This window comes from Streptomyces sp. NPDC040718 (assembly GCF_055593565.1).
Window position 1 is genome coordinate 22,616 of sequence record NZ_JBVIXO010000026.1, and the last position, 19,632, is coordinate 42,247.

General features: G+C 72.7%; 16 protein-coding genes. 8 read left to right on the forward strand and 8 right to left on the reverse strand.

Features of this window, described 5'->3' with window-relative positions; genetic code table 11:
* The first annotated feature begins 8 nt into the window (after positions 1-8).
* Positions 9-281: a DUF1876 domain-containing protein gene (locus ACZ597_RS34605; protein WP_125817550.1), complete on the forward strand. Its 273-nt coding sequence runs from the start codon at positions 9-11 to the stop codon at positions 279-281.
* 21 nt (positions 282-302) lie between these two features.
* Here ACZ597_RS34605 and ACZ597_RS34610 read toward each other — a convergent pair whose 3' ends face one another.
* Positions 303-1,304, reverse strand: coding sequence for a helix-turn-helix domain-containing protein (locus ACZ597_RS34610; RefSeq protein ID WP_471339182.1), 1,002 nt, complete (start codon positions 1,302-1,304; stop codon positions 303-305).
* Positions 1,305-1,480: 176 nt separating this feature from the next.
* Between ACZ597_RS34610 and ACZ597_RS34615 the strand changes: the two genes are divergently transcribed.
* Genes ACZ597_RS34615 through ACZ597_RS34625 form a run of 3 tightly spaced genes read left to right on the forward strand, consistent with a single transcriptional unit; the run spans position 1,481 to position 4,588 of the window.
* A complete protein-coding gene (locus ACZ597_RS34615; protein ID WP_471339184.1) occupies positions 1,481-1,813 on the forward strand; it encodes an ATP-binding protein in 333 nt (110 codons plus the stop codon).
* 37 nt (positions 1,814-1,850) lie between these two features.
* Positions 1,851-2,222 carry a hypothetical protein gene (locus tag ACZ597_RS34620; RefSeq protein ID WP_471339186.1) on the forward strand — a complete coding sequence of 124 codons (372 nt, stop codon included), beginning with the start codon at positions 1,851-1,853 and terminating at the stop codon, positions 2,220-2,222.
* Positions 2,219-4,588, forward strand: a complete 2,370-nt coding sequence (locus ACZ597_RS34625) for an ATP-binding protein (protein ID WP_471339188.1) — start codon at positions 2,219-2,221, stop codon at positions 4,586-4,588. The genes ACZ597_RS34620 and ACZ597_RS34625 overlap by 4 nt, the downstream gene beginning before the upstream one ends.
* Before the next feature lie 183 nt (positions 4,589-4,771).
* Here ACZ597_RS34625 and ACZ597_RS34630 read toward each other — a convergent pair whose 3' ends face one another.
* Complete coding sequence (locus ACZ597_RS34630) at positions 4,772-5,569, reverse strand: VOC family protein (RefSeq protein ID WP_471339213.1); 798 nt, start codon at positions 5,567-5,569, stop codon at positions 4,772-4,774.
* A 136-nt stretch (positions 5,570-5,705) separates the two neighbouring features.
* On the opposite strand from ACZ597_RS34630, the gene ACZ597_RS34635 reads away from it, so the two are divergent.
* Positions 5,706-8,138: a tetratricopeptide repeat protein gene (locus ACZ597_RS34635; RefSeq protein WP_471339190.1), complete on the forward strand. Its 2,433-nt coding sequence runs from the start codon at positions 5,706-5,708 to the stop codon at positions 8,136-8,138.
* Positions 8,139-8,141: 3 nt separating this feature from the next.
* On the opposite strand, the gene ACZ597_RS34640 is transcribed toward ACZ597_RS34635, so the two are convergent.
* Both ACZ597_RS34640 and argS read right to left on the reverse strand, forming a co-directional pair.
* Positions 8,142-8,582 carry a DUF3995 domain-containing protein gene (locus ACZ597_RS34640; protein ID WP_471339192.1) on the reverse strand — a complete coding sequence of 147 codons (441 nt, stop codon included), beginning with the start codon at positions 8,580-8,582 and terminating at the stop codon, positions 8,142-8,144.
* A gap of 342 nt (positions 8,583-8,924) precedes the next feature.
* On the reverse strand, positions 8,925-10,691 hold the full coding sequence (argS, locus tag ACZ597_RS34645; RefSeq protein WP_471339195.1) for an arginine--tRNA ligase: 1,767 nt from the start codon (positions 10,689-10,691) through the stop codon (positions 8,925-8,927).
* A gap of 191 nt (positions 10,692-10,882) precedes the next feature.
* On the opposite strand from argS, the gene lysS reads away from it, so the two are divergent.
* Complete coding sequence (gene lysS / locus ACZ597_RS34650; protein ID WP_471339197.1) at positions 10,883-12,625, forward strand: lysine--tRNA ligase; 1,743 nt, start codon at positions 10,883-10,885, stop codon at positions 12,623-12,625.
* Between the two features lie 78 nt (positions 12,626-12,703).
* Here the strand turns inward: lysS and ACZ597_RS34655 are convergent, their stop codons facing one another.
* The 3 genes from ACZ597_RS34655 to ACZ597_RS34665 form a co-directional block, all read right to left on the reverse strand.
* Positions 12,704-14,092: a DUF2637 domain-containing protein gene (locus ACZ597_RS34655; protein WP_471339199.1), complete on the reverse strand. Its 1,389-nt coding sequence runs from the start codon at positions 14,090-14,092 to the stop codon at positions 12,704-12,706.
* Between the two features lie 98 nt (positions 14,093-14,190).
* Positions 14,191-14,979 carry a DUF3558 family protein gene (locus ACZ597_RS34660; protein ID WP_471339201.1) on the reverse strand — a complete coding sequence of 263 codons (789 nt, stop codon included), beginning with the start codon at positions 14,977-14,979 and terminating at the stop codon, positions 14,191-14,193.
* Between the two features lie 134 nt (positions 14,980-15,113).
* Positions 15,114-16,013, reverse strand: coding sequence for a DUF3558 domain-containing protein (locus tag ACZ597_RS34665; protein ID WP_471339203.1), 900 nt, complete (start codon positions 16,011-16,013; stop codon positions 15,114-15,116).
* 208 nt (positions 16,014-16,221) lie between these two features.
* Between ACZ597_RS34665 and ACZ597_RS34670 the strand changes: the two genes are divergently transcribed.
* The gene (locus tag ACZ597_RS34670; RefSeq protein WP_471339205.1) at positions 16,222-17,415 is read left to right on the forward strand and encodes an RtcB family protein; all 1,194 of its coding nucleotides are present in this window, start codon (positions 16,222-16,224) and stop codon (positions 17,413-17,415) included.
* Positions 17,416-17,524: 109 nt separating this feature from the next.
* On the opposite strand, the gene ACZ597_RS34675 is transcribed toward ACZ597_RS34670, so the two are convergent.
* Complete coding sequence (locus ACZ597_RS34675) at positions 17,525-18,451, reverse strand: hypothetical protein (protein WP_471339207.1); 927 nt, start codon at positions 18,449-18,451, stop codon at positions 17,525-17,527.
* Between the two features lie 408 nt (positions 18,452-18,859).
* Between ACZ597_RS34675 and ACZ597_RS34680 the strand changes: the two genes are divergently transcribed.
* Positions 18,860-19,534, forward strand: coding sequence for a polysaccharide deacetylase family protein (locus ACZ597_RS34680; RefSeq protein WP_471339209.1), 675 nt, complete (start codon positions 18,860-18,862; stop codon positions 19,532-19,534).
* Positions 19,535-19,632: the final 98 nt, after the last annotated feature.

Here is a 19,632-nt window from a genome sequence, read left to right on the forward strand (position 1 = left end):
TGATCGCCATGAAGGATGCCGTCGGATGGCACGTCGACGTGAAGTTCGACGAGGACAGCGAACGCACCCGCGCCGCCGCCCTCGTCCGGCTGCCGGACGGGAGCGAGCTGCGCTCTCACGGCTACGCCAGCCGTCACCCCAGTGACGGTAATCAGCCCAGGGTGGGCGAGGAGCTCGCGGCGGCGCGCGCGCTCAACGATCTGAAGGAGCAGTTGCTGACCAAGGCGCACGACGAGATCGACGGGGCATCGGGACGCACGTCGTACCCGATCACGCGCTGATTCCGATTCTGGGCGGTGCCCCTACCGGCCGACCCAGCCGGTGAGCGCCGCCCAGCTCGCGGGGGCGAGGGTCAGCGTGTCGCCGTCCGGGACCTTGGAGTCCCGGACGTGGACGGTGGCGGGGGTGGTGGCGACCTCGACGCACTTGTCGCCCTCGTCGCTGCTGTAGCTGGACTTGAACCAAGTGAGTTCGGTGCTCATAGCTGCTCCTAGCAAGCGGGTCAACAGGCAGCCCGTCTCCTGGGGGTTGAGGGCCTGTGTCCGCAGCATGGCATACCGGCGCGCCATGATGCTTACGTCGTCGGGGCTGCTGATGATCCTGCTGCCTCGCTGGCCTTCGAAGTATCCAAGGTGCTCGTGTTCAGGGGTTTCCAGCATGGTGAAGGGGCCCGAGAGGCCAGGGTGGGCGGTCTGGCCGAAGGGCAGCACCTGGAGCGTGACGTGGGAAAGCTCCATGCACGCCAGCAGATGGCGCACCTGCTCGACGTAGACAGCGTCGCCGCCGATCCGGTCGCGGAGGGCTCCCTCCAGGACGACCAAACTCAGACTGGGTGGGTCCTGTCGATACAGCATCTGCGTGCGCGCCAGCCGCTTGGCCGTCAGGGTCTCGATCTCCTCCTGGGGGAACGCCGGGATGCGGTTGTGGAAGAGGGCGCGCATGTAGCTCTCGGTCTGGAGTAGCCCCGGGATGACGAGGCATTCGTACCAGTCGAGGGAAATCGCCTGCTTCTCCAGCTCCATGTAGTGCTCGGACCAGGTGGGAAGGGGGTCCCGTTCCGGCATCTCATTGGCCGCGATGGTCAGCAGCCCGGGCAGGCCCAGGTGGAGATCCAGCAGCTCGGCGACGTTCGGCATCAGTCGGCGGCGGCCCTGTTCGATGGAGGCGATGGTCTCCTCGTCCACCTTGATCCGGGCGGCGAGTTCCCTCTGGGTCAGGCCTTTGGCGGCCCTGGCAGTGGCAGCCTGTCGGCCGACCATCTTCATGGTCGTCGCGTTCGCGCGCGGGCGCTTCTTCGGTGGCATGGCGATGAACTCCCCGCCCTCGGAGGTGGATTACCCCTTGCTGACCCGTACTCCTCGAAGAGTACGGGCCGACGCACTGTTGCAGACTAGTCACAGTGCGCGATCGTCGTCCCGTGAATCTAAATGCTCAACCCGGCCTGATGCGGGAGCGGTTGTTCCCCCGGGCCTTCCAAACAGTGGGCACCGCGAGGGTGTTCACCCGCGAGACGCTCGCCGCCTGGGACCTTCCCGCTCGCCGCGAGGACATCGTGCTCTGCGTCAGCGAGCTGGCCACCAACGCCCTCCGCCACGGGATCCCGCGCGGCCGCGCGTACCGCCTCCGCCTGCTGAACTTCGGCTGCTGCGTGCGCGTCGAGGTGCACGACAGCGGGCCCGGGCGGTCGCGGATCCTCGGGCGGCCGCACGGCAACGGGCTGCGGATCGTCGGAGCCGTCGCCGACCTGTGGGGGGTGTTGCCGCGCTCGCCCGGGAAGGTCGTATGGGCCGAGTTCCGGTCCGGGGACTGCTAGTTTCGGCTGATCGGAAGATATGGCCGTAGGGGGAGCAATGTCGCGTCCGTGGCGATGGGTCGTGGTCGTGGCGGCCACCGGGATCGGGTTCCTGATCGCCTTCAGGTTCGGGCTCTGGGACCCCTTCGGCTGGTTCCCCGAGAAGGAGTCCGACCGGGCCTCCGTCGCCGCCGGCTTCGGCGGGGCCATGGCCGCCGTGATCGCCCTCGTCGGCGGCTGGTGGGCCGGAGGTTCCGGTGGGGACGGCGGGAACTCCGTACGCCAGCGCGCCCGGGCATCCGGCACCTCTCAGATCACCCAGGACGGCGGTCGCACCGCCCCCGACCGGGTCGACCAGCAGGCCCGCGCCGACGGTGACTCCCGCATCCAGCAGCGCGGCGGCGGTGAGGCCGAGGAGCAGTGCCCGTGACGGCCGAGCAGCGCGCCAGGGCCGGCGGCAACGCGCGGATCACCCAGATCGCGGGTGACCAGATCAACTACGCCCCCGGCGCCGGACCCGCGCCCCGCGCCGGGCTCGGCCTGCCCGAGGCGCCCCCCGTACTCCTCGGACGGGACGGGCCGGCCGAGGAGCTGATCGCCCTCCTCGCCGACGGCGGGCCCACGGTCGCCGTCGTCGCCGGCCTGGCCGGGGTCGGCAAGAGCGCGCTCGCCGTGGCGACGGCGCACCGGGCGGCGGAGCTGGGCTGGTTCGGGGACCGGGTGTTCTTCCTGCGCCTGCACGGCTACGCCCCCGGCGGCGGGCCCGACGCGGTACGGGAGATACTGCGCCTCCTCGGGATCCGGGACGCGGACATGCCGGAGTCCCCGGACGGCCGGGCGGCGCTGTACCGGGCGCGGCTGGCGGAGTACGCGAAGGCCGGGCAGCGGGTGCTGATCGTCGCCGACGACGCGGGCGAGGTGGCCCAGGTCCGGGGCCTCGTACCGGCGCACCCCGGACACCGGCTGCTGATCACCTCCCGGCACCGGCTCGTCGGCCCGGGCTTCTTCGCGCGGGTCGTGCTGCTGGACGAACTGGCGCCCGACCCGTCCTCCGAACTCCTCGCGGGGGCGTTGCTGCGCACCTGGCCGCAGGACCCCCGCCCGGCGGCGGAACCGGACGCCCTCGCGGAGGTGGCCGAACAGTGCGGGCGCCTGCCGCTGGCCCTGACGGTGGCGGGGGCGCTCATGGCGGGAGATCCGGGACTCCCCGTAACGCAGTTGGCGGCCCAACTGGCCGACGCCCGGACCCGGCTGGCGAAGCTGGACTCGGAGCTGGCCGACGGCGTCCGGGCGGCGTTCGACCTCTCGTACGGGCGGCTCCCGGCCGACCAGGCCCGCGTCTTCCGCCTGCTGACGGTGAACCCGGGCCCGGACTGCGCTACGCAGTACGCCGCGCTGCTCACGGGCGAGAGGCCGGCCGACCTGCGGCCGAAGCTGGCGGCACTCGTACGGGCCTCCCTCCTCGTGGAGGAGCCGGTCGGCTCGGGGCGCTGGCGGATGCACGACCTGGTCCGGCTGTACGCACGGGAGCGCGGGGAGGAGTGCGCGGCGGAGGACGGCCGGGAGGAGGCGGTGGACACCCTGTTGGGGTGTCTGGTCATCCAGGCCGAAGTGGCGCAGTACGTCCTCGGCGTGGACACGCGGCGGGCGGCGGGGCCGGATCTGCCGTCGATGGGCGAGGTCCTGGACTGGCTCGGAGCCGAACGGGCCATGCTGGTCGCGGCCGTGGGCTTCGCCGTCGACTCCGGACGGCCGGGGACCGCCGTGGAACTGGGCGGCACCTTGATGTCGTACCTCCAGATCTACCGGTACCGGCAGGACGCGCTCACGGTGGCGCGCCTGCTCCTCGCGGCCACGGAAGGCAGGGGGACCCCCGAGCAGGTCGGGGGGCGGCTGTACGACCTCGGCCTCGCCTGGCTCGGCACGGACCGGCCGCAGGAGGCGGCGGGGCCGCTGACCCGGGCGCTGGCGGTGTTCCGTGAGAACTCCCTGCGCATGGGGGAGGGCAAGGCCCTGAACATGCTGGGCAGCCTGTACGCCGTGGAGAACCGGTGGGCGGAGGCGGAGAAGGTGCTCAGAGAGGCGCTGGACGTCTTCCGGGAGCTGCGTATCCGGCACGCCGAAGGCACCGTGCTGGCCGGTCTCGCCCAGATCTACGAGCACACGGACCGCCTGGACGAGGCCATCGCCGCCTTGCGGCAGTCGGTCTCCCTCATGAACGACCTGGACGACCGCCACCGGGAGGCGTCCTCGCTGAACTCCCTCTCGGACGTGCTCTGGCGGGCCGGACAGCGGGAGGAGGCCGTGGCCGCACGGGAACGGGCGCTGGCCACCCACCGGGAGTTCGGCAACCGGAAGCAGGCGGCGCGGACGCTGACCGCCCTCGCGGAGTCGCTGATCGAGCTGGGACGGGAGGAGGAAGCCAGGGCGCGGTACGAGGAGGCCCTCGACGCCGTCGCGGAGGAGGACCCGCACCGCCAGGGGATGACCCTGGGCAACCTCGGCCTGCTCCACCGCCGCGCGGGGCGGTTGGACCAGGCGCGGGAGGCACTGGAGCGTGCCTGCGGGCTCCTTGCGGAGGCGGGGGACCGGCACAGCGAGGCCGCCTTCGCGGGCGCGCTCGGCCTGACGCTGCACGCCCTGGACCGGCACGCGGACGCCGCCGATGCCTTCGAGCGTGCGGCGGGACTCCACGCGGGGCTCGGCGACACCGAACGGGAGGCGGTGGCCCGGGCGTCCGCCGCCTCGCTGCGCGGACAGGCAGCCCGCCCCCGCCGCCGGTGGCGGCGCCGCTGAGGGGCCCCGCGGGGCCGTCCCCTACCCGCCCTTCGCCGGTTCCCCGGAGCTCCGCCCCGGACCCCACCCCGTCGCCGCCCCCGGCCCCGCCACCGCTACCGATGCCGACGACCCCAGGCCGGAGCCTCGTGCGCGCCGCCCCGCGTGTAGAGGCGGCGCGCGTCCACAGGCTGGGGACGAGTCCTAGGCCGGGTCCTCCTGCATCGACGCCGTGATGACGGAGAACGCGCCGCCCTGCGGGTCGGCCAGGACCGCCATGCGGCCCGCGACCATGTCGAACGCCGGGGCCAGGACCGTCGCGCCCGCGCGGACGGCGGCCGCCTGGACGTCGTCCACGCTGTCCACGTGGAAGTACGGCTGCCAGTGCGGCGGCACGCCCGGCGGCAGCTTGCTCATGTCCATCATCCCGCCCACCGCCCGGTCGTTCACCTTGAACTCGACGTAACCCTCGGCGCCTTCCATCTCCGACTCCGCCGTCGTGACGGGCAGGATCGAGGAGTAGAACGCCGAGGCCGCCTTCAGGTCCCCGGTGGTCAGCTCGTTCCAGATCAGCGCGCCGTGCTCGTTGACGATGCCCGCGCCGTCGAACGTACCGGGCTGCCACAGGCCGACGACGGCGCCCGTCGGGTCGGAGATCACGGCCATCCGGCCGAGCTCCATGACGTCCATCGGGCCCATCATGACCGTGCCGCCCGCGTCGGTGACGGACTTGAGGGTGGCGTCGATGCTGTCCGTGGACAGGTAGGTCGTCCACACGGTCGGCGGCAGCGGGTCCGGCACCGTACCGTCCGGGTTCATCGCCTTCATGATCCCCGCTACGGGCTTCCCCTTGAGGGTGCAGACGGAGTAGCCGCCCTGCTCCGCCGGGCCTACCTCGCCCTGCCAGCCGAAGAGGTCGCAGTAGAAGTCGAGCGCCGCCTGCTGGTCGGGGACCATCAGGTCGATCCAGCAGGGGGTGCCGGGCTTGTAGGGGCCGTTCATGTCGGGCACGGATGCCTCCGTCGGTGGTGCTGGGGCTGGACGGGCCATCCCCTACCCGGCTCCGGCACCCGGAATCGGGCCGAACGGGTGACACCCGGGCCTGGGCGCGGTCCGCCGCCGGTGCCATCGTGGGGGCATGGCGAGTTCGGAGCAGTGGGCCCGGGCCGAAGGGGGCGCCCGGATCCAACAGTTCGTCGTGAGCGGGGACTACTACGCCGGTGCGGGCCGGGGGCCGGTGCCGCCGCGTGCCCTGCCCGACGCCCCCGAGGCGCTGGTCGGGCGGGAGGAGGAGCTCGGGGGGCTGCTGGCCGCGCTGGAGCCCGGCAGCGGGGAGCGGGCCGTGGTCGTCGCCGGGCTCGCCGGGGTCGGCAAGAGCGCGCTCGCCGTCACCGCCGCCGAACGGGCCGTGGCGCGCGGCTGGTTCACCGGCGGGGTGCTCCTCCTGTCGCTGCGCGGGTACGACCCGTCCGGGGCGGTGGGCTCCGGGCAGGCCGTCGGGACCCTGCTGGAGGGCCTGTGCGGTGTGGACGCCGAGCTGCCGGCCGGCCCCGACGGGCAGCTCGCCCGGTACCGGTCGGAGCTGGCGGCCCGTGCGGGGGAGGGGCTCCGCGTGCTGGTCGTCGCCGACGACGCGGGCGACGCCGCCCAGGTCCGGGACCTCGTACCGCCCGGCGGGGACGCCCACCGGCTGCTCGTCACCTCCCGGGACCGGCTCGTCGCCCCGGACTTCAGGGCGCGGGTGCTGGACCTGGAGGTGCTTGCGGCGGACGCCGCCGCGGACCTCCTCGCCGACGCGCTGCGCCGCGTACGGCCCGACGACCCGAGGCCGGGTGCGGAGGCGGTGGCCCTGGCCGAGGTGGCGGGGCACTGCGGGCGGCTGCCGCTGGCGCTGAGCGTGGCGGCGGCGGTCCTGGCGGGCGACCCCGGCCTGCGGGCGGCGCAGCTGGCCCGCCAGCTCGCGGACGCCCGCACCCGCCTGGAGGCCCTGAGCCCCCGCGACCGCGACGGCCTCCCGACCGGGGTGCGGGCCGCGTTCGGGCTGTCGTACGCCCGGCTGCCGGCGGAACAGCAGCGGATGCTGCGGCTGCTGACGGCGGTGCCGGGGCCGGACTGCGAGACCGGCTTCGCGGCCTCCACCTTGCGCGGACCGGTCGCGGAGGCGGACTGGGACACCGCCGTCGCAGGCACGCGGGCCCTGCTGGCCGCCCTCGCCGGCGCCGGGCTCCTCGCGGAGCAGCCGAAGGGCTCCCAACGCTGGCGGATGCACGACCTGGTCCGGCTGTACGCGGCCGAACTCGCGGCGGCGCACGCCGAGGAGGACGGACGGGAAGCGGTCGTGGACCAGGTCCTGACGGTCTACGCCGGCATGATGCTCGGCGCGGAGGACCACCTGCTGCCCCGGCGGCCCGGCGAGCCCCAGGCGCCGAACTTCCCGGATGCCGGGACGGTCCTGCGCTGGCTGGACGAGGAGCGCGCCAACCTGCTGGCCGCCGTGTCCTTCTGTGCCGCACACGGCAGGCCGGCGAAGGCGGCCGTCCTCGCCGTGAGGCTGTCCGGTTACCTGATCAGGCGTCGGCTCTTCGACGACGCGATCGCCAACGCCCGGATCGGAGCCGAGGCGGCCCGGAGGGCCGAGGACGTGGAAGCCGAGCACCTCCTGCTGAGCGCGCTCGCCACGGCGCTGTGGGAGACCTCCCGCTCCGAGGAGGCGGCCGAACTGGGCGAGCAGATCCTCGACTTCTACAGCGCGCGGGACGACGACGTGGCCACAGCCGTGGCCCTGGGGAACCTCGCGTCCTGGCGGTCGGCCGCCGGGCACCCGGAGGAAGCCCGCACCGCGATCGAACGGTCCGTCGACCTCCTGCGGGCGCTGGGCGCGCGCGAGACCGAGGGCGAGGCCCTGACCGCCCTGGGCGTGACCCTGGCCGAACAAGGCCTGACCGCAGAGGCCGCCGACACACTGGAACGCGCCGTGGGCGTGCTGTCGGAGTACGGCGAGTCCCTGAACAGGGCACGCGCGCTCGGCCACCTGGCCTCGGCCCTGGTGGCGGACGGGTGGGCCGGCGAGGCGATCCCCCGATTCCGGGAGGCCGCCGTGATGTTCCGGCGCGTCGGAGAACGGTACGAGGAGGGCGCGGTGATGCTGCAACTCGGCTTGCTGCTCCGGGAGCTGGGTCGCCTCGACGAGGCAGCCCTCGCGCTGTGGGATGCGGCGCAGTGTGCCGCGGCGGCCGGGGCCCACGGCGAAGCAGGCTCCGCCCTGACCCAGATGGGTGTGACCCTGCTCTGGCTCTCGGACGCGGCCGGTGCCGTGTGCGTGCTCAACGAGGCCCTCAGGCAAGGCCGGTCCGCCGACGAACCCACGTGGTCGGCCGACGCGCTGTACGCGCTCGGTACCGCGTACCACCGGACGGGCGACTTCGTCCGGTCCGCGGAGGCATACCGGGAGGCCGCCGCCCTGTTCCGGGAGTCCGGCCGTGAGGAGGACGCGCTCCGCGCCGAGCGGTCGTACGAAGCCGTCCGCCACCGGGGCCTGCGCGGCTGGTGGCGGCGGCTGCGGCGGCGGTGACCCTCACCGCTCCCGCGCCAGCCGGGCCGCGGCCCAGCCGAAGCCGAGGCAGGCCGGGGTGTACACCGCGAGGTTGAGGGCGTGGAAGGGGCTGTCCGGCGGGCTGTCGAGGAGGCCGGCGGCCCAGCCCAGGCCCGCGAGGCCGCGTACGGCCAGGCCCGCGGCCACCGCGACCGTGACGGCCCGCGTCAGTCGGCCGCCGCGACCGTACCCGTGCGCGAGGACGGCTGCTCCGGCGGTCAGGGTCAGCGCGGCCAGCGGGAGGACGACGGGCGGGCCGAAGGACACCTCCGTGCCGAGTACCGCCAGCGACAGGCTCCGCTCCTCGGAGGCGGGCCAGGTGGCGCCGGTGGCCCAGTACAGGTGGACGAGGCCGTCGGCCCCCAGCAGCCCCGCCACCGCGACCGCGGCCCGCCGCCGCGCCGTGCGCTCCATGCCGTTCATGTGCGTGATCCCCTCCGCCGTGCCGCGCCCTGACACACCGAAGAGGACCGGCCCCGGGGGAACGTTCCCCGTGACGCGCGTCACGTGGAAGGCGGGTCAGCCCGGTAAGCGCTTGCCCGCGAGGAAGGCCGAGACGTCCCGTAGACCGCGGCCGGCGCGTCCACCGCGTCCGGGCGCTCCTCCGAGGGGATCGCGGCGGAGGCCAGCAGGCGGCCGGCCCGCTTCGCGTCGTCCTCCTCCGTGTGGCCCGCCCGGCACACCCCGCACGTGTTGCGCGAGGGCCCCGGAAACGCGACGGCCCCTAGAAACCGCCGGGTGCACAGGGGGCCGCCGGGCGGTTCGTCAGAGCTTCTCGGGGGTGCGGATGCCGAGGAGGGACATGCCCTTGGTGAGGGTGCGGGCGGTCAGGTCGCACAGGAACAGGCGGTTCTCGACCTGCTCCGGGGTGTCGGCCTTGAGCACCGGGCACTCGGCGTAGAACGTCGTGTACAGCGACGCCAGCTGGTACAGGTACGCGGCCAGCTTGTGCGGGGCGTACTCGGCCGCGGCCTCGGCGAGCAGGGCGCCGAAGCCGTCCAGGTGCAGGCCCAGGGCCCGCTCGGAGGCCGTGAGCTCCAGCTCGGGGTGGGCGGCCGGGCGGGCCTCGCCCGCCTTGCGCAGGATCGACTGGATGCGCGCGTACGCGTACTGGAGGTACACGGACGTGTCACCGGTCAGCGAGACCATCTGGTCCAGGTCGAACTTGTAGTCGCGCGAGGCGGAGGTGGAGAGGTCCGCGTACTTCACCGCGCCGATGCCCACCTGCGCGGCACGCTCGGCGATCTCCTCCTCCGTGAGGTCCTGGGCCTTCTCGCGGACGACCGCGGCGGCCCGGTCCACCGCCTCGTCCAGGAGGTCGACCAGCCGGACCGTCTCGCCCTCACGGGTCTTGAACGGCTTGCCGTCCTTGCCGAGGACCGTGCCGAAGGCCAGCTGCACGGCCTTGACCCCGTCGTTCAGCCAGCCGGCCCGGCGGGCCGTCTCGAAGACCATCTTGAAGTGCAGCGACTGCCGCGCGTCCACCACGTAGATCAGGCTGGTGGCCGCCAGGTCGGAGACGCGGTTGCGGATCGCGGAGAGGTCGGTGGCGGCGTAGCCGAAGCCGCCGTCGGACTTCTGGACGATCAGCGGGGTCGGGTTGCCGTCCGGGCCCTTGTACTCGTCGAAGAACACGCACAGCGCGCCGTTGGAGCGGACGGCGACGCCCGACTCCTCCAGCAGCTTGCAGGTCTCGACCAGCATGTCGTTGTAGCCGGACTCGCCGACGACGTCGGGGTCCTGGATGTCCATGTCCAGCTTGTTGAAGACGGAGTAGAAGTAGATCTTCGACTCGTCGACGAACCGCTGCCACAGTGCCAGGGTCTCCGGGTCGCCCGCCTGGAGGTCCACCACCCGGGCCCGGGCGCGCGTCTTGAACTCCTCGTCGGAGTCGAAGAGGGCGCGCGAGGCCTTGTAGAGGCGGTTGAGGTTGGACATGGCCTCTTCGCCGGCCGCCTCGCCCGCGTCACCGGCCTTGTGGTCCAGCTCGTGCGGGTGCTCCAGCAGGTACTGGATGAGCATGCCGAACTGGGTGCCCCAGTCGCCGATGTGGTGGCGGCGGATGACCTTCTCGCCCGTGAACTCCAGGATCTCCACCATCGCCGCGCCGATCACGGCGGACCGCAGGTGGCCGACGTGCATCTCCTTGGCCACGTTCGGCTGCGCGTAGTCGATCACCGTGGTGCCGGCGGACGGGCTCAGCGGCACGCCGAGCCGGTCGTCGGCCGCGCGGGCGGCCAGCGTCCTGACGATCGCCTCGTCGGAGACGGTGATGTTGAGGAAGCCGGGGCCGGAGACCTCGACGTCCTTGATCACGCCGCCCTTGTCCAGGCCTTCGAGGACGGTCGCGGCGAGCTCGCGCGGGTTGGCCTTGGCCTTCTTCGCGAGCGCCAGGATGCCGTTGGCCTGGAAGTCGGCCCGGTCGCTTCGTCGCAGCAGCGGGTCGGCGGCACCGGCCTCCGGCAGGGCGGAGGCGAGGGCGTCCGAGACGCGCTGTTCGACGGAAGAAGCGAGGGAAGGGACCGAGGCCATGAGCTGCCGTTCCTGTGAGGTTGCACGTGCGCGTGCACTTGGTTGTTCCGACAAGTGCCGAGTATCCCACGCGGAGGCTGCCCGTTTCCCGGCATATGGCGGCGCGTATCAGTGGGCGGAAGCAACCCCGGAGCGGCCCCTTCCGTCTGGGAGAATGGCCGTAGCCAGCATTCGAGATAGAAGGACGTGTCGTGGCTCAGAGCGCGCAGAGCAGCAGCACAGAGACCGACTGGGTCTCCCGTTTCGCGGACGAGGTCATCGCCGAGGCGGAGCGCCGAGCCCCCGGCAAAGACATCGTCGTCGCGTCCGGACTCTCCCCGTCCGGCCCGATCCACCTGGGCAACCTGCGCGAGGTCATGACCCCGCACCTGGTCGCGGACGAGATCCGCCGGCGGGGCCATGAGGTCCGGCACCTCATCTCGTGGGACGACTACGACCGCTACCGCAAGGTCCCCAAGGGCATCCCCGGTGTCACCGAGGAGTCCCACGCCCAGCACATCGGCCGCCCGCTGACCGCCGTCCCGGCGCCCGAGGGTTCCTCGTACCCGAACTGGGCCGAGCACTTCAAGGCCGCCATGGTCGACTCCCTGGCCGAGCTGGGCGTCGAGTACGACCCCATCAGCCAGACCGAGCAGTACACCTCCGGCGCCTACCGCGAGCAGGTGCTGTTCGCGATGAAGCACCGCGGTGACATCGACGCGATCCTCGCCCAGTACCGCACCAAGCAGAAGCCGGGCGGCAAGAAGCCCCAGCAGAAGCAGGTCGACGAGGCCGAGCTGGAGGCCGCCGAGGGCTCCGGCGCGGCCGGCGAGGACGACGGCAGCGCCGAGGGCGCGGAGTACTTCCCGTACAAGCCGTACTGCGCCGAGTGCAACAAGGACTTCACCAAGGTCACCGCGTACGACGACGAGACCACCGAGCTGACCTACGTCTGCACGGAGGACCAGTTCACCGAGACCGTCAAGCTGTCCGAGTTCAACCGCGGCAAGCTGGTCTGGAAGGTCGACTGGCCGATGCGCTGGGCGTTCGAGGGCGTCGTCTTCGAGCCCTCCGGCGTTGACCACTCCTCGCCCGGCTCCTCCTTCCAGGTCGGCGGGCAGGTCGTCGGCCTGTTCGGCGGCGAGCAGCCGATCGGCCCGATGTACGCCTTCGTCGGCATCTCCGGCATGGCGAAGATGTCCTCCAGCAAGGGCGGGGTTCCGACCCCGGCCGACGCGCTGAAGATCATGGAGCCGCAGCTGCTGCGCTGGCTGTACGCGCGCCGCCGCCCGAACCAGTCCTTCAAGATCGCCTTCGACCAGGAGATCCAGCGCCTGTACGACGAGTGGGACAAGCTGGAGGGCAAGGTCGCCGACGGCTCCGTGCTGCCGGCCGACGCCGCCGCGCACGCCCGCGCCGTGCGCGTCGCCTCCCACGAGCTGCCCCGCACCCCGCGTCCGATGCCGTACCGCACCCTCGCGTCGGTCGTCGACATCACCGCCGGGCACGACGAGCAGACCCTGCGGATCCTCTCCGACCTGGACCCGTCGCAGCCGCTGACCTCCCTCGACGAGGTACGGCCGCGCCTGGACCGCGCCGAGAACTGGATCACCACCCAGGTCCCGGCAGACCAGCGCACCCTGGTCCGCGAGGACGCCGACACCGAGCTGCTGTCCTCCCTGGACGAGGCCGGGCGCGAATCCCTGCGGCTGCTGCTGGAGGGCCTCGACTCGCACTGGTCGCTGGACGGGCTCACCACCCTCGTCTACGGCGTCCCCAAGGTCATGGCCGGGCTGGAGCCCGATGCCAAGCCGACGCCCGAGCTGAAGGTCGCCCAGCGCGAGTTCTTCGCCCTGCTGTACCGCCTGCTCGTGACCCGGGAGACCGGCCCGCGTCTGCCCACGCTGCTGCTCGCGGTCGGGGCGGAGCGGGTGCGCAAGCTGCTCGCCGCCTGATCCCGCACGCCGCGCGCCGCGCATGAGGAAGGGCCCGCACCCCCGGGGGGTGCGGGCCCTTCCGCGTGGTCGCGCCGGCTACGCGATGTGCTCGCTCTCCAGGTCGCGCTGGTAGCGCTGCTTGAGCGCGGGCATCCGCCGCTTGAGCTCGGCCTCGCTGCGCGGGTGCGTCATCCCGAGACGGGCGGAGAGGTGCTTGTCCAGCTCGTCCGGCTCCGGGAACTGGGAGTACTTGTCGATGTACGCCCGGAAGACCTCGTACGCGGCCTCCGCGAACTTCTCCTCCTCGGCGTCGTCCGGCTCCGCCTCCGGCTCCAGCTGCTCCGGCCGCTCCGGCCGCTCCTCGTCCGGGCCGGCCGGGGCCATGACCGGGGTCGGCTCCAGGCCCTCGACGTACTGGGGGTTGTAGTCGCCCTCGTACGTGGCCTGCGGAGCCCGCGGCCCCGCGAACCAGGCGCTGTCGTGCGCGGCCGGCATGGCCGTGGGGTCCACCGCGAACGGGGCCGGCACCGCCGCGGCGGCCTGCCGCGGCTGCACCGCGGCCCGGTCCGGCCCCTCCCGCTGCTCGGGAACCTCCGGCGCCGCGCCGCCGTCGGACCCGTCGGCCCCGGCGGTGGCCGCCGGCGCGGGCCCCGCCTGGGCCGGCACCGCGGCAGAGGTGCCTCCCGCGGCCCCGGGCGCCGCCGGCAGGGCCGGGACGGCGTGCGCGTCCGGGCCCGTCACCGCCGGCCCGGCGGCGACGGCCGGACTCTTCGCGACCGCCGGAGGCAGGAGCACCGGGTCGATGCCCGCCGCCGCCAGCCCCTCGGGGGCCGTCTGCGACAGCGGCACGCCGATCCGGGCCAGCCGCAGCGGCATCAGCGCCTCCACGGGCGCCTTGCGCCGCCAGGCCCGCCCGTACCGGGCCTGGAGCCGCGCCTGGTAGATCAGCCGGTCCTGCTCCATGCCGACGGCCTGCTCGTAGGAGCGCAGCTCCCACAGCTTCATCCGGCGCCACAGTTTGAAGGTGGGCACGGGGGAGAGGAGCCAGCGGGTGATCCGCACGCCCTCCATGTGCCGGTCCGCGGTGATGTCCGCGATCCGGCCCACGGCGTGCCGGGCCGCCTCGACCGTGACCACGAACAGCACCGGGATCACCGCGTGCATGCCCACGCCCAGCGGGTCCGGCCAGGCCGCCGCGCCGTTGAACGCGATCGTCGCCGCCGTCAGCAGCCACGCCGTCTGGCGCAGCAGGGGGAACGGGATGCGGATCCAGGTCAGCAGCAGGTCCAGCGCCAGCAGGACGCAGATGCCCGCGTCGATGCCGATCGGGAACACCAGCGAGAAGCTGCCGAAGCCTTTCTTCAAGGCCAGCGCGCGCACCGCGGCGTACGAACCCGCGAAACCGATGGCCGCGATGACCACGGCCCCGGCGACCACGACACCGATGAGTATCCGGTGCGTACGAGTCAGCTGCATCGCGGCCACCCGCGATCCCCTCCCCTTGTCGAGCTACGGCAGGCACAGCGTACGGGTGACTGCGCGTCACCCGTGCCCTAGGCCCCCTCTTGTCGCAGGGGGTGTCGTTACGACTGCGCCGACGGGGAAGCGGAGGCCGAAGCGGAACCCGACGGAGCCGCGCCCTCACCCGTGTTGGCGGCGCCGACCGCGGCCACCGTCTCCTTGGCCGCGGTGATCGCGTCCTGGAGCAGCTTGCCCTGGTCGGGGGCGCCGGCGCCCTCGTAGGCGGCACCGTTGTAGTCGACGGTGATGACCACGTTCTGGGCGCGGACGACGATCGAGTTGTTGGCGAAGTCGACGTCCTTCTTCACGCCGAAGACCACGGAGGTGGCCGCGTCGCCCACGCCCTCGGCCGGCTCGGCCTTGACGTCGTGCGCGCCCTCGGTGGTCTTCGCCAGCTCGATCTGCTTGTTGAACTGGTCCTCCGCGCGCTTGTTGCCGCTGCCGAGGGAGGCGTGCGAGTCGTAGCGGACCAGGGAGACGGAGAGCCAGCGGTACTGCGAGCCCTTCGCGCCGTCCGTCTTGAGGCCGTTCCAGGAGCAGCTGGCGCGGTTGGACAGGTCGTTCGACTTGGCCGCCGTGCCGTTCTTCTCCTTCGCCTCGGGCACGAGCGAGTCGATGCTCTTGCCGGTCACCGCCTTGCACGGGTCCGGCAGCTTCGCGAAGGCCACCTTCTCCAGCGGAGCCGCGGACTTCGCGTTCGGCTTGGCGGACGAGGAGGAATCGGACTTCTTGCCGGAGTCCTTGGCACCCGAGGACTTGTCCGAGTCGGACGAGCAGCCGGCGACGGTGAGGATCACCGGGACGGCTGCGCAGGCGAGAACGCGGGTGAGGCGCGAGGCTGATCGGTGCATGGTTCCTTCAGACGTTGGGGTCTTCTTCGGGGCGCGTTACGGGCGCTGGACCCGAGCAACGGTAGCCCGAGCGGGCGCCCGGCTGCTGTGCGCGCCGTCACGCGGGGCGTGCGCGCCCCCTCGGGGCGGCGCTGTCACTCGTTGAAACGCTCGGCCAGGGCCTGCGCCAACTGGCGTGCCTTCTCCTGCGTGTCCGCGCTCGGGGGGACCGAGCCCGGTCCGGACGGCTGGACGCTGTACTCGACGGTGACGAGGACGTTCGAGGTGCGGAACACGATCCGCACCGTCCGCGCCTGGGCGGCGGTGGCGCCGGCCGCGCCGAGCTTGTCGTCGAGGAACGCCTCGCTGCCGAGCCCCTCCAGTACGCGCGACCCGAGCTCGGGCGGCGCGGTCGGGGAGGGCGGCGCGGACGGCGAAGCGGAACCGGGAGCGGAGGCGGCCGGGGAGGGTGCGGTGCTGCCGCCGGGGGTGGTGGCGGGGGGCGTGCTGGGGCCCGTACTCGTATTCGTACCGTTACCGGAGGCGCCGGGGGTCGGGCTTCCCGAGGGTCCCGTCGGTCCCGTGGGTCCCGTCGGTCCGGGGAAGGGCAGCTTCGCGTCGGTCAGCCGGCGCACGTACACCTGGCGGGCCTTGTCGTCGTCGCTCGTCGTGGCGCGGTCGTACGAGACCACGCGCTCGAAGGTGACGGACAGCAGCAGGTTCCCCTCGGGGGTCTGCGCGTTCCAGCGGCAGCCGACGTGCCGGTCCCCGTCGTACGAGGCGTCCGCGGTCCCGGCGTAGAGCCGGTCGCGCTGCTCCGTGGTGAGGGAGTCGGCGGCCGGGAGCATGGCCTTGAGCCGCTTGGGATCGGCGGCCTTGCAGGGCTGCGGCAGGCTGCGGTACTTGCCGGGCTGCGCGGGGGCGGCGGTGCTCCCGCCGCCCTTCGGGTCGCTCGTCCCGATGCCGTTGCCGTCGGTGCAGCCGGTGAGCCCGGCCGCTCCGGCCACGAGCGCGGTGAGCATCGCGATGCCCGGCAGGACTCGGCGACGACGCACCGGCATCCGGTGTACCGGCATTGGGTCCACGTCCACTGGCTCCCCTTGGCTCCCTCGGGAAAATCCGTTGCCGCGACTTGGGCACGGATGGACACAATGTCTATCGCACACGCACGTGCCGGCGCCGGTTCCCTGTCTGCTTTGGGGTGATGAGCGCGGCTTTTCGCGTATTCATACTTTTCTGTGGATTTCAGGGGATTGTTGTCTTATGTCGTATGTAGAGGTACCCGGGGCGCAGGTCCCGATCCGGATGTGGGCGGATCCGGCGTCGGTCGAGGACAGCGCGATGCGGCAGCTCCAGAACACGGCCGGGCTGCCCTGGATCAAGGGCCTGGCCGTGATGCCGGACGTGCACTACGGAAAGGGCGCCACGGTCGGCTCGGTGATCGCGATGAAGGACGCGGTCTGCCCGGCGGCGGTCGGCGTCGACATCGGCTGCGGCATGTCGGCGGTCAGGACGTCGCTGACGGCGAACGACCTCCCGGGGGACCTGTCGAAGCTGCGCTCGCGCATCGAGCGGGCGATCCCCGTGGGCGCGGGCATGCACCGCGAGCCGGTGGACCCGTCACGGCTGTACGGCTTCTCGGAGGCGGGCTTCGGGGACCTGTGGGAGCGCTTCGACCACCTCGCGGACGAGGTCAAGTTCCGGCGGGACCGGGCGCTGCGGCAAACCGGAACACTTGGCTCCGGAAACCACTTCATCGAGGTCACGATCGATGAGTCCGGGGTGGTGTGGCTGATGCTGCACTCGGGCTCGCGCGGCATCGGCAACGAGCTCGCCGCCCACCACATCGGTGTGGCACGGGGGCTGTCGCACAACCAGAACCTCGTGGACCGGGACCTCGCGGTGTTCCTCGCGGCGACCCCGGAGATGGACGCGTACCGCAGCGACCTCTTCTGGGCGCAGGAGTACGCGAAGTACAACCGCGCGGCGATGATGAGCCTGCTCAAGGAGGTCGTCCGCAAGGAGTTCCGCAAGGCGAAGGTCTCCTTCGAGCGGGAGATCAGCTGCCACCACAACTACGTGGCGGAGGAGCGGTACGACGGCATGGACCTGCTGGTCACCCGCAAGGGCGCGATCCGCGCCGGCAGCGGCGAGTACGGGATCATCCCGGGCTCGATGGGCACGGGCTCGTACATCGTGAAGGGGCTCGGGAACGAGAAGGCCTTCAACTCCGCCTCGCACGGAGCGGGCCGCAAGATGAGCCGGACGGCGGCGAAGAAGCGGTTCTCGACGCGGGACCTGGCGGAGCAGACGCAGGGCGTGGAGTGCCGCAAGGACTCCGGCATCGTGGACGAGATCCCGGGCGCGTACAAGTCGATCGAGCAGGTCATCGACCAGCAGACCGACCTGGTGCGGGTCGTGGCGAAGCTCAAGGCCGTGGTCTGCGTGAAGGGCTGAACGCACCCGGGCGGCCGAGGGCCGGCTGACGCACTGTGCCGTGTCCGGGAGGCTCCGGACACGGCACACGTGTTTCTGCGGTCCTCTCCGGCGGTCCTGACGGGTCGGGTCAGGGGCGCCGGGAGTGTGTCGGGCTGCCCTTCTCGGCTGCGGGCAGTCCGTTGGGAAGCAGCGTGTCGAGGGCGACGAGGTTCCAGCGCTGCGGGGTCCGGCGTTCGTACACGGTCCTGCCCGTCGCCGCGGGCTTGATGGCCGGCGCGGCGCTCAGGGTCGCGTCGCCGGGGGCGCAGACGGCGGCCTTGGCGGGGTCGCCGGGGTGCACGGTCGTGCTGTCCGGACGGGAGGAGGGTCCGGCCTGGCCGGCGTCCCGGTGGCCCACGTACGTGACCCCGTCGATCAGGAAGACGCCGAACTCGTCGGACTCCTCCTCGAGGTCGGGGTCGGCGGCGGGGCCGGGGGCGGTGTCCTTGTCCCTGCCCTTGCCGTTGTCGCACGCGCCGGGCCCGTGATGTGCGGGGGGCCCGGGGGGTCCGGGAGGTCCGGGAGGTCCGGGGGGCCCGGGCAAGCCGGGTGCGCCCGGTGCGCCGTCCCGTCCGTCCCGTCCGTCCCGGCCGTCCACGCCGTCCTTCCCCGGAGCGCCGGGGGCACCGGCTGCGCCGGGGGCACCGTTCGCGCCGTCCTTACCGGGGGCTCCGGCGGGTCCGGCGGGTCCGGCCGGTCCGGGCGGCCCGGGGGGCCCGGGGCGTCCGGGGCGTCCGGGAGGCCCGGGGGGGCCGACCTTCTCGTCGCACTTGTCCTTGCGCGGCTTGGCTTCGGCGCCCTTGAGGCCAGGGTCGTCGTCGTAGTCGTCGTCCCTGCACTTGTCGCCGGCGAGGGCGGTCGTGGTGGCCGCCTCCGGCGCTTCGGTGTCGGCCTGTGCGGGGGCGGTGAAGGCGAGCATGGCGATGGCCATCGACGCCACCGCGCTGCCGGCGAGCCATCTGCTCCGCCGGGGCAGCGGGCCCATGCCCGACGGGGTCCTTGTCTCAGGACTCATGTGTGGTGCTCCTCGTGGGAACCGGGGGTCTGACCTGGAGGCGTTTGCGGCCTCGGACTGCATGGTTCGCCCGCCGGAGCCCGTACGACGTGAGGCGCGAGGTCTGATCATCAGATAGGTGTCACAAATGGCGCCGATCGGCCGATGTTTCGTGCCCGGTCCTGCTGCTCCTCCCGTCCAGGGCGAGGTCCACGGGCAGTTCGGGGCTGATGCCGATGGATCCGGGGATCGGGACGGACGTGCCGTCCGCGACTGCGGTGTCGTGCCTCATGGGCGGGAGCGCGTCGGGGCCCGCGGGCAATAGGCCCGGATTCGCCCGTACGGGCTCGGAAGGGGGGCCGGGGGTGCAACTTCCGTTTGTGGAAGGGGGATTGACGGGGGGAGGTGGTCTAGACCAAGGTGTGCGGCATGTGGAGAACTCGTGTGCTTGTCGCCGCGCTCGCGTCGTTGTCGCTCGCCCTCGGAGCCGCCGGGTCCGCGCAGGCGGGGGTGGGGCTGCCGCCCGTCGTGTCGCACGTGCCGACCCAGGAGAAGGTCGTCTTCATCACCATCGACGACGGCTGGAACCACGACCCCGAGGCCGCCCGGATCCTGTCCGACAGGCGGGTGCCGGTGTCGATGTTCCTGCTGCCCGGGGCGACCTCGTACGACACCGCCTACTTCACCGGCCTGGTCGACCAGGGCCGGGCCACCGTCGAGAACCACACCGTCAACCACCCCGACCTCACCGCCCTCGACGCCGCCGGCAAGGACGCCGAGGTGTGCGGGGCCGGGGAGCGGCTTGCCGAGACCTTCGGGAGGACGCCGAAGCTGCTGCGCCCGCCGTACGGGGCGGTCGACGACGACGTGCGGCTCGCCGCGAAGGCCTGTGGGGTGAAGGCGCTGGTCACCTGGACGCACGACTTCACCACCTGGGGCCAGACCCCGCCCGCCCCGCAGCTGAAGGCCGGGGACATCGTGCTGCTGCACTTCACGCCGACCCTGGCGGCCGACCTCCAGCGGGCCCTGGACGCGGCGAAGGCCGCCGGCCTGAAGCCGGCGGCCCTGATGCCGCACCTGAAGAGCGCCGGGCTGGTCCCGTAGCGGCTAGATGAGTGAGTCCGATGTTCTTAGTGGTCGTAGGCGATCAGGGATCGTTTGATCTTGGTGCCGGTGGTCCAGTTGTGCCAGATGCCGGCGGC